The 12610-nt window shown below is 36.1% G+C and carries 11 protein-coding genes and 1 other RNA gene; 1 reads left to right on the top strand and 11 read right to left on the bottom strand.

The annotated features are described in order from the left end of the window. Positions 1-15: 15 nt before the first annotated feature. The 11 genes from miaB to ACFINA_RS04505 all read right to left on the bottom strand — a co-directional run bounded on the left by miaB (position 16) and on the right by ACFINA_RS04505 (position 11841). On the bottom strand, positions 16-1392 hold the full coding sequence (gene miaB, locus ACFINA_RS04555) for a tRNA (N6-isopentenyl adenosine(37)-C2)-methylthiotransferase MiaB (RefSeq protein ID WP_375615154.1): 1377 nt from the start codon (positions 1390-1392) through the stop codon (positions 16-18). Positions 1393-1423: 31 nt separating this feature from the next. Beyond that, positions 1424-1915, bottom strand: a complete 492-nt coding sequence (gene rimI, locus ACFINA_RS04550; protein WP_375615153.1) for a ribosomal protein S18-alanine N-acetyltransferase — start codon at positions 1913-1915, stop codon at positions 1424-1426. Further along, positions 1915-2601: a tRNA (adenosine(37)-N6)-threonylcarbamoyltransferase complex dimerization subunit type 1 TsaB gene (tsaB, locus tag ACFINA_RS04545; protein WP_375608039.1), complete on the bottom strand. Its 687-nt coding sequence runs from the start codon at positions 2599-2601 to the stop codon at positions 1915-1917. The genes rimI and tsaB overlap by 1 nt, the downstream gene beginning before the upstream one ends. A gap of 854 nt (positions 2602-3455) precedes the next feature. Beyond that, complete coding sequence (locus tag ACFINA_RS04540) at positions 3456-4484, bottom strand: YeiH family protein (protein ID WP_375615152.1); 1029 nt, start codon at positions 4482-4484, stop codon at positions 3456-3458. Between the two features lie 49 nt (positions 4485-4533). After that, positions 4534-5139 carry a recombination mediator RecR gene (recR, locus tag ACFINA_RS04535; protein WP_273790577.1) on the bottom strand — a complete coding sequence of 202 codons (606 nt, stop codon included), beginning with the start codon at positions 5137-5139 and terminating at the stop codon, positions 4534-4536. 30 nt (positions 5140-5169) lie between these two features. Next, positions 5170-5493, bottom strand: a complete 324-nt coding sequence (locus ACFINA_RS04530; protein WP_375606797.1) for a YbaB/EbfC family nucleoid-associated protein — start codon at positions 5491-5493, stop codon at positions 5170-5172. A 14-nt stretch (positions 5494-5507) separates the two neighbouring features. Then, positions 5508-7439: a DNA polymerase III subunit gamma/tau gene (locus ACFINA_RS04525; protein ID WP_375615151.1), complete on the bottom strand. Its 1932-nt coding sequence runs from the start codon at positions 7437-7439 to the stop codon at positions 5508-5510. A 223-nt stretch (positions 7440-7662) separates the two neighbouring features. Then, an RNA gene (gene ffs, locus ACFINA_RS04520) (signal recognition particle sRNA small type) lies at positions 7663-7760 on the bottom strand. A gap of 1545 nt (positions 7761-9305) precedes the next feature. Further along, positions 9306-9713, bottom strand: a complete 408-nt coding sequence (locus ACFINA_RS04515) for a hypothetical protein (protein WP_375606799.1) — start codon at positions 9711-9713, stop codon at positions 9306-9308. A 536-nt stretch (positions 9714-10249) separates the two neighbouring features. Beyond that, entirely contained in the window at positions 10250-11113 is an 864-nt protein-coding gene (locus ACFINA_RS04510) for a prephenate dehydratase (protein ID WP_375606800.1), read from the bottom strand. Beyond that, positions 11110-11841 (bottom strand): 3-deoxy-manno-octulosonate cytidylyltransferase, encoded by a 732-nt coding sequence (locus ACFINA_RS04505; RefSeq protein WP_375615150.1) that lies wholly within the window; start codon positions 11839-11841, stop codon positions 11110-11112. The genes ACFINA_RS04510 and ACFINA_RS04505 overlap by 4 nt, the downstream gene beginning before the upstream one ends. Before the next feature lie 104 nt (positions 11842-11945). Between ACFINA_RS04505 and ACFINA_RS04500 the strand changes: the two genes are divergently transcribed. Continuing rightward, positions 11946-12509, top strand: a complete 564-nt coding sequence (locus ACFINA_RS04500) for a c-type cytochrome (protein ID WP_375606802.1) — start codon at positions 11946-11948, stop codon at positions 12507-12509. The last annotated feature ends 101 nt before the right edge of the window (positions 12510-12610 follow it).

Genomic DNA, 12610 nt, shown 5'->3' with positions numbered 1-12610 from the left:
GTGTTAGAGGCATGTTTATCTATTTGTCACTTCACCAACAAAACTGTTTGAGCTTGCATTTTTAATATGAATTTCTATCACGCTACCTGTAGAGGCTTCTGTATCGACGACAACAGGTAAAAGCCAAGGGGAACGTCCTACCATTTGCCCTGAGTGACGTCCAGGTTTTTCGATGAGAACGTTCGTTTTTTGACCAATTTTAGAACGCAAAAACGCATTTTGTTGCTCAAGGAGAAGGATTTGTAAATGTTGAAGTCGGGCATCTTTTACAGATTCATCAACATGATTTTTCATTGTGGCTCCCACTGTTCCAGGACGGGGGGAATATTTAAAAGAATAAGCTGAACTGTATTGCACTTGTTGAATAAGTTTAATGGTTTCTTCAAAATCTTCATCTGTTTCGCCTGGAAATCCTACAATAAAATCACCTGAAAAGGCAATATCGGGTCGTGCAGTCCGAATTTTTTCAATAAGATGAAGATAATGAGAACTTTTGTGTTGGCGATTCATGGCTTTTAAGATGCGATCTGAACCTGATTGAACAGGCAGATGGAGGTAAGGCATTAACATATCAAGATCTCGATGTGCGGCAATAAGGCTATCATCCATATCACGCGGGTGGCTGGTTGTGTAACGCAAACGCTTTAAACCATCGAGTTTTGCAAGATGATAAAGAAGATCGCCAAGACGCCAAGTTTTGCCATCAGCACTTTGTCCATGCCAACCATTGACATTTTGTCCAAGCAGCGTAATCTCTTTAACACCTGCTTCAATAAGCTGGCGGGCTTCTTCAGTAATTTGCTCGACAGACCGTGATATTTCAGCACCGCGTGTGTACGGAACAACACAAAAAGTGCAAAATTTGTCGCACCCTTCTTGTACTGTTAAAAATGCGCTCACACCTCGTTTTCTTACTGCATGTTTATTATGGGGCGGCAAATGAGCAAATTTATCTTCAACAGCATAGTCTGTTTCGATAATTTTTTTCCCTTGTTTGGCTTTTTCTAACAATTCTGGCAGGCGATGATACATTTGTGGACCAATAACAAGATCCACTGTTGGAGCACGGCGCAAGATTTCACTTCCCTCAGCTTGTGCAACACAACCCGTTACACCAACTGTCAAGGGTTTATCAGGTGTGCGCTCTTGACGCATAACGCGCAAACGACCGAGATCAGAATAAAGTTTTTCTGCTGCTTTTTCACGAATATGACAGGTATTAACAAGAATAAGATCGGCATCATTGGGAATTTGTGTTGTCACATAGCCTTGCGAACTGAGACTATCAGTCATCCGTTGGCTATCATAAACATTCATTTGACATCCATAAGTTTTGATAAAAACCTTTTTAGGAGCAACAGGAGATGTATTTTTAGGATTTACTTTATTCATAGTGCTTGTCTAAATGTTTTTTACACAAATCTCAATCTATTTGCTTAAAAGTTTTTTGCATGATAATTGCATCACCACGACCATTTTTTGACGCGTAATAGGCAAGACGTTCAGAAATTTTTTGAAATTCAAAGCGTTGATAAAGGTTCAAAGCAGAAAGATTTGTGGCTTCTACTTCCAAGAATAATTTTATGGCGCCCTTGTCGTGAAGATAGTGAACTGTGCTTTCGATAAGAAAGGTACCAATTCCTTTTTGACGATAATGAGGATGAACAGCAATTGTGATGATTTCTGCTTCATCAAGGATGAGACGGCATAGGCAAAAGCCTAAAATTTGATCAGAGCGATCAATGAGAAAAACTTTGTATCCGAAGATAGAGTGATCTGTTAAGAAATTATCAAAAGCTTGTTTTTCCCAAGAAGGGGTAAAACAATATTGATGAATTTGATGAAGAGCAGCACTATCATGAACTTGTAGCGGAGCAATCTCAAAATCTTTTTTTGTCAATGAAAATTTGGACATTATTTTTTTCGTGGTAAAGCAAAATCGGTTTGTTGTTTTGCATCAGCACTGCGTAGATAGAGTGGGCGAGGTGAATTTTGTGGTTGTTTGTTTGCAGCAAGATAAGCATAGTTTACAATATCAGCCGCTTCGCAGGGGATTTTTTCTAGGACAATTTTTTCGTTTATTTTATGGTTTTTCATATGCTGCACAATGACATCAGCAGCTGGGCCAGTTAGTTGGGTTTTTGGAGGCAAATCTTCGATGATATTTTCAACTGTTTTTAATCCCGGCGCTCCCAAAGGGATAAGATCCTGATGAAAATTTTGATGGTAAAACATATCTCTCCCTGCTTCAATGACAACAGTAATTGCTGATGTACTCTTTGTATTGGTTGTTATTTGCGCAGCTAACGCTTCAAGAGCACTCACTCCAACAGCTGGTATTTCAAGTGCTAATGCCAAAGCGCGCGCTGTTGCAACACCGACACGTGCACCAGTAAACGATCCAGGTCCAACATTGACAGCAATACGCTCAACTTGATCAAGCGTCATATTGGCTTGTGCCATTATTTGTGTAATTTGCCCAATAAGTTTTTCAGCATGCCCTTTGTTCATGCGCTCATTAATACGCGCAATAACAGATTTATGGCGAACAAGTGCAACAGCACAATAAATCGAAGCAGTATCTATAGCAAGGATAAGCATAAAAATATTTTAGTTGAATAAAACGATAAATAAAAGTCCTGCTGTATTTTTAATCTTTTCATTATCGTATATTTCATTTGTAAGAAAGTTACTAGTGCCAATAAGCAACAATATCTTTTTATGGGATAGAACGAGATGTTGATGTGATTCTTATTGGTTTTTGTTATCAATGAATTGATTTTATAATAATAGTTTATTATTGCCATGTTCAATAATATCCTTGGATATTGTAAGATTTTTTCATTTCAAACTCATAAATTAAAATCTTTTTCTTACACGGCATGAAAGAGAGTTGGCGTGTAGATAAAACTATTGAAGAAAAGAGTAAAATTTCTCTCATAAACCATTTAAATGCAAGAGCTATTGCAACATTGGGAGTTAGCAAGAGTTTGATATTAGAGGCTTGTGACTTTATGAAGCGAAGAGGGAGGTGCATAATGTATTTTATACACTTTATAGGGATTTTACATTATATTATTCACAGGCACAGCCTTGAAAGGGAGTTCATGTGCCTTGAGAGGTATTTTTTTACAAGCACGTGAATGAGCAACATAAATATATTCTGTCTTCTATAAAAAAAATTAACTTAATCAGATCTGAAATAAAGAGCATTATTTTGTATGCGTTCCATATTGAATACTATACCGTTGCAAATCACTATAGACTGAAAAGCTTATTGAAAAAGCAAATTCGATAGTTTTCACTTCATATCGTAGCATTTTCAATTTTTTGTATAGAATAATGAGCAGTATTTTAGAACTTTTTCTGGTTTATGAAAGAACTGATTTCAATAATAATGAGGACTTTGGGTTGATTGCATACTCCCTTAAAAAAAGAAACAATTAATGCATATTTCAAAGTATTATATGATTTAAATCATTCAATTGTATCATGATAAGGCTACAAATACCGAGAATAATTATGGAGCAGGTTGAAGCCAAAATAACGCGCCATCCTGCTTTTTTTAATGATCGTATATCAACACCTAAACCTAATGCTGCCATTGAAATGATAGTGAACACCTGAGCAGTAAGTTTGATCGGATTTATAGCCGTTTCAGGAATAAGTCCGCTTGAGCGGATAAGCATCATGATAATAAAGCCGATTATAAACCATGGCACAAGAGTATGTAGACGAAAACGTGTTTGTGCTGAGCGATGATAGATAATTGATAGAATAAAAATAACAGGACCTAACATGAGAACGCGTACCAATTTAACAATTGTTGCAATTTGAACACTCAGAAAAGAGACAGATGCTGTTGCTGCTAAAACCTGTGGTACAGCATAAACAACCATGCCAGCAAGCACACCATATTGGCTAAATGACAAATTCAAAGATGGATGTAAAAAGGGTAGAAATAAAATAATAAGAACCCCTAAAAGAGCGGTAAAAGCAATTGATGCGGCTACTTCGTCATGCTTTGCTTTAATGACAGGCGCAACAGCGACAATAGCTGAATTGCCACAAATAGCATTCCCGCAAGCGACTAACATTGCTAAATGTGTAGAAAGCCCGAAAAGTCGACCAATGACAAAGCTAAGGATAATTGTTATGAATATAACGAATACGATGCTAGCAAGTAAATTCCAACCAGCTGAAAGGACTGCATTAATACTAATGCTTGCACCTAGAAGAACAATAGCAATTTCGAGAAGTGTTTTTGCACAAAAGGTGATACCTTTTTGAAAATATGTTGGCAAAGTAAAACAACTACGGGTAATAGAGCCTAAAAGAATTGCCAAAACAAGGCTTTCAAGCCACGCTTCTGCAAAAAGCTGTTTTTCTACAACTTCTAAACCATAAGCTAAGGCTGATATGAGTAAACATACTAAAATACCAGGACCAAAGTCGTTTAAAAGTGAGAGTTTTTTCTTGATCACTTGAATATTCCCCCGTCATTAAAAAGTTAAAGGTTAAGAAGAAAAAGTTTTAAAGGTTTGTTCGTGCTTGTACAGCTGCTGCTAAAGTTCCGTCATCAAGATAATCAAGCTCGCCTCCTACAGGGACACCATGAGCAAGTCGCGTAATTTTAACTGGAAAATTGGAAAGCTGATCGGTGATATAGTGAGCAGTTGTTTGACCTTCAACAGTCGCATTGACAGCAAGAATAATCTCCGTAATAGGGTTTTGTACAACACGTTGTATTAAGGTGGCAATATTGAGTTCATCAGGGCCTATTCCATCTAAGGGAGAGAGTCGTCCACCCAACACATGGTAACGTGCGGCTAAAGTTTTTGCGCGCTCAAGAGCCCACAGATCAGCAATATCCTCAACAACAATGATTGTTGTATCATCGCGGCGTAAATCTGTGCAAATTGAACAAGGATCAATGGTATCGACATTTCCACAAACAGAACAAATGCCGACTTTTTCTATAGCTGCTTGTATAGCCGCTCCCAAAGGCTCCAGCAATGTCTCTTTTTTTTTGATAAGATGAAGCGCAGCACGACGTGCTGAACGTGGACCAAGACCTGGTAACCGTGATAAAATCTGAATGAGACGTTCAATCTCAGGTCCTGCAATGTATTTAGACATATTTTTGTCCCACGGAAAAAATCCGTTTCATTAAAATGGAAGCTTGAAACCTGATGGGAGTGGTAGCCCTGCGGTCATACTTTTGGTTTTTTCTTCTATTGCGACTTCGATTTTTGTTCTTGCTTCATTATAAGCCGCCATAATGAGATCTTCAAGAATTTCAGCTTCCTCAGGTTTGAGTAATGAAGGATCAATTTGAATTGCTGTTATAATATTTTTTCCATTTAAAGTGATATTGACGAGACCACCTCCTGCAGTGCCCACAGCTTGCAGATTAGCTATTTCTTCTTGAATCTTCTGCATTTTTTCTTGCATTTCTTTGGCTTTTTTCATCATGCTCATCATTTCACGCATAGGAATAGGTATCCTTATTCATCATTGATATCATTTTTATTTTTAAAAATATCAGCATTTTTAAAGGTATTGGGGAGTAAATCAAGATCATTTTCTTCTTTATTGAGTCGAATATCGACAATTTTTGCTTCTGGGAAATGATTGAGGATTTTTGCGATATCAGGATCTGTTTCTGCATTGGAAAAAAGAGTCTTTTGAATCGCTATACTTTCCTCCTGTAAGGTTGGGCCACCTCCTTCATTAACAAAAGTTATTGTCCAGCGTTTTTCTGTCCATTGAGATATCTTTTTTTCTATATCATGAGCAAGAAATTGTGGGGTATTTTCAGAAAGTCTTAAGGTAATATGCCCAGCTTCAAAAGAAACAGGATGAACAAATTCTTTAATAAGGAGTTTGAAAGGAGTGTCATTATGCTGTTCGGCTAATTGAACAATATCGTGCAAAGAATTAATTACGAGAGTTTTAGGTTCAGTAATCTCTTCTGTTATTTGTGTGACACAATGCGATAAATTTTCAATCTTTTCAGAAAGATCAGTAGATTGAAAAGTTTCAAGAGTTTTTGTTACTTCGTGGGCGTTGGTTTTTTCAAGAGTTTGATTTTTAACTAAATTTTCCGGTTGTAAGGAATTATCTAATTGGCTTTTCAAAGATGTTTTTAAATCTGATAATGTATTGGTAACGCTTGAGAAAGTATGGGCATTGACCGTTGTTTCTTTTGCTATATTATTTGCATTCGTAGATTCTTGATGAGAAGAATTTGTAACGAGTGTGAGAGGTGTTTTTTCTTGCGTAAGCTTTTTTAAAGCTTCATCAAGAGTTGGTAGGTCAGCTGTGTGAGCAAGACGAATTAAAAGCATTTCAGCGGCTTGAAGTGGACGTGCAGTTTGATTAACTTCCTGTAATCCTTTGAGTAACATTTGCCAGTTTCGGGATAAAACAGGAACGGAAAGTTTTTTTGAAAAGTCTAAACTTTTTAAACGTTGTTCTTCAGTTAGTGAGAAATCTTCCACTATTTCTGGTGTAAAACGTAAGCGTGTGACCAGATGATTAAAATCGGCTAGTTCTGTCAATATAGTAAGAGGATCAGCACCTGCTTCATATTGACTGCGTAATTCATGTAACGCATTGACAACATCGCCCTTCATGATAAATTCAAAAAGATCAATAATACGTGCTTGATCAGCTAACCCTAACATTGTACGCACCGCAATAGCATTAACATTGCCATTGCTATGGGCAATCGCTTGATCAAAAATGGATAATGCATCACGTGCAGATCCTTCTGCAGCACGGGCAATAATAGAGAGTGCTTGATCTTCTACTTCTACCTTTTCATATTTCGCAATTTGGCGCAAATGTGCACTCAAAGCTTTTGATTCAATACGTCGCAAATCAAAACGTTGGCAACGCGAAAGAATTGTAATAGGAACTTTGCGAATTTCTGTTGTGGCAAAAATAAATTTTACATGCGACGGTGGTTCTTCAAGGGTTTTCAATAAACCATTAAAGGCTTGTGTTGAGAGCATATGTACTTCATCTATAATATAAACCTTATAGCGTGCAGAAACAGGACGATAGCGTATTTGTTCAATAATTTCACGAATATCATCAATGCCCGTATGAGAAGCGGCATCCATTTCTATAACATCAATATGGCGTCCTTCGATAATTTGTGTGCAATGTTCACCAAGAGAGTCCAATACAGTTGTTGGTTGGTCAATATCTTTTGTTTTATAATTAAGCGCACGTGCCAAAATACGTGCTGTTGTGGTTTTACCTACGCCACGAATCCCTGTTAACATCCACGCTTGTGCAATACGACCTTTTTCAAAGGCGTTGGTGAGAGTACGCACCATAGCTTCCTGACCAATGAGGTCAGAGAAGTTTTGGGGTCGATATTTACGAGCAAGAACACGATAGGCTGTTTCTACCGGTAAATTTTCCATGAATATTTCCAACTTCGAAGTTCTTTATGCGTACATTTTGATAATACAAAAGCATAGATCAATACTGTAGTCTCATATAAAAGGATTTTTTCTTAATCAAATTATTTATGGGACAATTTGTTTAAAAACAACAAAATCCCTTTATTTGCTGCATACAAATGCCGCTCTGAAGATTAAAAATACCTCGCTAAAAGACAGCATAAAAAATAATTTCTTCAGCAAAATAGGAGGTTGGAACAATGACCCGTACCAGAACTCGTTGGGGCTGCTTCTTTCCAGACCTGACCCAGTTGGCGAGTAGTTCGTCCACCACCAACCTCCCGAGTTCATATTGTCGATTTGGAATGAAAAATCAAGCTCGGAAACGAAAAATATCCTAAGAACGACAAAGAATTTTCCTTTGCGTTTAATTTATTGACATATAAACAACAAAGAGATTGAGGATTTATCAGTTTTCATAGCAGGAGTTTTTCATATTTATTGGGGATGAAAATATTTTCTTCGTTTAAGATAATCTGAATGTATAATTATAATCATTCGTTCAAACTTGCCTGTAAGAATTTTAGGATAGCTCCGTCTGTTCTAAAATTACGAAGTTGAATCATTAAAATTTGCAACGGCAAAAAAGGAAAATAAAGCATATAGATCGTGCAATGAATTATAATGAGAAATTTAGAGGAAGAATATTGTTTATGAAAATTATAAAATATTGATTCAATGACGTCTCCCCCTTCATACAAAACAGAACACTCTAAACACAATACACTTAAGTTTTACATTTACATGCTTTTACACGAAATATTTTTAACTCTATTTCATCACATCACTTGTAAAGTGTATACATACTGCCGCTGAGGTATAAGTCCATTGTGCACTACCATCTTTATGTTTAATAAAAGTACAAGCCAGAACCCTTATATTATTTAACATCTCCCCAATGTTGCAATCCTTTGCATTTGAGAGGTTTCATAAGGAACATTTTTATTCCTTTTTTCAATCAATTTTACTCACACACCACTCCTCTTTGTAACTTTCAAGAAAACGATTTTAATTGATTCAGTATGAATATCAAAGACTTAATTATAGTGAGTTAATGTTTTATCTTATAATACCACTCCATCATTTCTATTGTGAACGAGAATATCAAATACGTAATATTTTTTCTTTTAACATCTATGAATGTAAATCTTGAGTAGATGTTATCGCTCTTTTTTCTTGAGTGCTGATTTTCTTCATTAAAGACGTTGGGCTCATCACTAGATAAATCAATATATGTGTTCCCATTATTGGAGAAAAGATTTCACATATCTTTTAAGGACTGTACTCATACAAGAGACGATGCAATTTAAAAGCTATAAAATAATAATGGTGGCTGGCACAGATTTATGATTTTATAACTGTAAAAATGGTATTTTATATACACGACATTTTATAGCTTTAAATAATTAGATTTTTTAACGAAAAGAGAAAAGCGAGATAAATTTTTATAAAAAGCTGAATGAGTATGACTTAAAGTGCAGTGAGGAATGCGTCTGCAGATGCAAATTTTACTTTCTGTTTATCTAAGTGATTTGGGTACGATGTGCTTTATAGTACTTAAAATAAAGCAGTTGCGAAGATAGAAGTTATATTCTTATTAAAAAAATAGCTCTGATAGTAGAAAATACAGAACAATTTAAGTTTAGTCTTCTAGTTTTCGCAAAAGTTCTTTAATATCTAACCTTATAAGCATCTTAAGGTTTGCCATATTAGTATAAAAATAATCTTTTCAGCGATTAGTTTTAATGGCTCATTATGCCGTATTTTGAAAAAAACACCTAAAAAAAAGAATAACTCTACTCAAATTTAGATGTTATAGAAATATTGTTAATCATAACCTCCTGTGTCACAATCTGTTCCAACAACTTTTTTGTTCGTAATATTTTTAAAAATATAACGTCCTGACCAAGGAAAACTTATATGAAGAGATTTTATATTTTTTAGGGTAAAGATTTTCTTTTCTTTATCATGGGTTATTTTCTTTTCATCATCAACAAAAATTCTCAATTTGTTTAAATCAGAAGGGGCAGAGTATGATAAAGTAAAGGATACTTTTTTCGGTTTAAAGATATTACAAGAGTATTCAACTCCTTGCTGGAATGTATAGGATGGTGTGATCACAACACTTTCATCCCGCGCAAAATTCCATTTTTTTTCACCAAAGCCAGCAAATGCAACACTAGAGTAGGCGAGAATATTTGCAGCTAATAATCCTCGCGTGAAGACTTTTTTCATTATCCTCTCCTTTTTCTAAAGTGAGGTGAATCATAAATCAATTTTTATAAAGATAAAAGCTCAAACTTAATGCTAAAATCAGGGCTAAGTTGCATTTTCTAGTTTCAAACTATGTTTAGAATGGTATTAATCTAAGAGATTTGAATGCTCTATTATGTATAATAATTTTAATTGTTTTGAGAGCGAATTTAGAAGTTCGTTATCTTTATTGGAATATTGTCAGAGGAAATGACTTTTCTCAAGAGTCTCTCTTTGAATATATAAAGGAAAATAGATGGTACAAGCGTTTTTATTTTTGGTTACTGTATTTTTTACACTGGTTTTTATACGAGTTGAATTGCGGTTTATCGTGATATAATTTGTGAGAAAATATTATGAAAATAATTTATATATTCTGTTACGAGCTGTTTTTTCTTCTTCAGTGTTTATAAAGGGTGTTGAGTAGAAAAAAACGAGCCCTTTCAAGATGCGTTGCATTATGAAATTTTTACGATGCTTTTTGATATCAACAAAAAATGATAGCAGCTTAATTGCTTTTATATATACGATGTTCGATCGTTTTGTGCTGGATAAGTACCGATAATACGCAGTTCTGCAGAAAAGAAAGATAATTCTTCTAAGGCAAGTTTCATCATCGGGTCTTCAGGATGTCCTTCAATATCAACAAAGAATTGTGTTGCATTGAAATTTCCACCAATTTGATAGCTTTCTAATTTTGTCATATTGATACCATTCGTTGCAAATCCTCCCATAGCTTTATAGAGAGCAGCGGGGACATTGCGCACTCGAAAAAGAAGACTGGTGATGATTTTTTCGCCATTTTGAGGTTTGGGGACATGTCGTTTGGAGCGTGAAAGGATGACAAAACGGGTAATATTATGAGGGTTATCTTCAACATTTCTTTCAAGAATATCAAGTCCATAGAGTTCTGCTGCGATTAAAGGTGCTAAGGCAGCCTGTGAACGTTTAGCATTTTTTTTAATAAATTTTGCAGCTCCAGCGGTGTCAGCAGAAACAACAGGTTTCCAACCGTTGTTTCGTATGATTTTTCGGCATTGTGCAAGGGCATGCGTATGGCTGTGGACGGTTTTAATTTCGTCATATGTAACGCCGGGCAAAACCATGAGTTGAAAATGGATAGGTAAAAAATATTCATCAATAATATAAAGAGACGACTGCGGTAAAAGATGATGAATGTCTGCAACGCGCCCTGCAAGAGTATTTTCAATAGGGATCATAGCAAGATCAGCTTTCCCGCTTTCCACTAAATTAAGAGCGTCTTCGAAAGTAGCAGAGGGAACAGCATCCATATTGGGGAACATATTGGAGCAAGCAATATGGGAATTAGCGCCGTATTCTCCTTGGAAAGAAATTTTATTGGTTTTTTTAAGTATTTTCATGCTAAAATCTCACAAGCTCTATCGAGATCATGTTGTGTGTCTACACCTAAGGGAATTGTATCGACTATTTCCACATCAATACGCATATTGTTTTCTAATGCACGTAATTGTTCAAGTTTTTCACGTTTCTCAAGTGGTGAGGGTTTGAATGATACAAATTTTTCAAGTGCTTCGCGCCTATAGGCGTATATTCCAATATGGTGATAAAGAGGACCATCTCCATAGGGTGCTGTGGCGCGAGTAAAATAAAGAGCACGAAGGCGATTTTGAGAAAGCGGTGTCCCAATGATCTTGACAACATTGGGATCTCTTGTTTCATTTTCTTCAATGATTTGAGCACCCAAGGTTGCAATATCAGTAAAGCTATTTTCTAAAGGGCGTAGTGCACGAATGATTTCACGAGGCATGATTGTTGGTAGGTCACCTTGTATATTTAAAATGGCGTTGTAGCGTTGTTCAGGATCAATGCGTACTAAAGCTTCATAAATACGATCAGATCCAGACTTATGATCACCTCGTGTTATGATATATTCATGCCCATAATCTGCAACAGCTTTAGCGATATCATTATGATCTGTTGCAACGATGGTTCGACCTAATGCGGCTTTTTTTGCTTGTTCTGCGACATGAACAATCATCGGCTTTCCAGCGATTTCAGCGAGAGCTTTTTGAGGTAGACGGGTTGAGCCCATACGGGCAGGGATAAGAATAATTGGTTCAAGAGCCATTGCAAGATTCCAAACGTCGTCTGTGATGCATTTAGGATGTTGTGTGTTATAAAGAAAAAGCTTATACTAAAAATGGTAATGAAACCATGAACATTTGAGTTTTTATGAATCGCTGGAGAGTTATCTATTTTGTTTTTGCTTGTTTATGTGTGTTGGTCATTGTTGTGGGAATTTCCACACTCAGCAATATAGTTTATGATCATCCTACATCAGTTCAATATTATCATACAGTTACCAAGAACGATATATTTAAAGAAAAACAAAAAGCACCTGATGTTTCCCTATCACTAAATAGCCGACTTCAACAAGGCAATTTTGAAAATGGCCGTAAAATTTTTCGCCAATGTGCCATATGCCATACTTCTGGACGCAATGAAGCAGGGCGTGTTGGTCCAGTTCTCTGGGAGATTGTTGACCGCCCTTTGGCATCAGCAGCAGGTTTTGCTTATTCACGGGCATTGCGTGCGCACTCTGATCAAAAATGGGATTTTGTAACGTTAGATCGTTATCTGCGTTCTCCGCGTGAAGCTTTTCCTGGGACTATTATGTCTTTTCGTGGAATTAAAAATGACCAAGATCGTGCTGATCTTTTGCTTTATTTACGCAGTTTATCCGATCATCCTGTTCCTTTACCAATGGATAATAATAAAGCGAACGAGCCAAATTAACTTATACCATAGATGTTAATTTTAGAAAGAAGTCTGATTTTTTTGTAATTTTAGTTTCACAGTTTTATAAAAAGAGCTCTTATTGATGTTTTGTTAGGGGG

This window comes from Bartonella sp. AC10YNML (genome assembly GCF_042196825.1).
GTDB lineage: Bacteria > Pseudomonadota > Alphaproteobacteria > Rhizobiales > Rhizobiaceae > Bartonella.
Note: the sequence above shows the minus strand (reverse complement) of the source record. Positions and strands in the feature narration are given on the sequence as shown.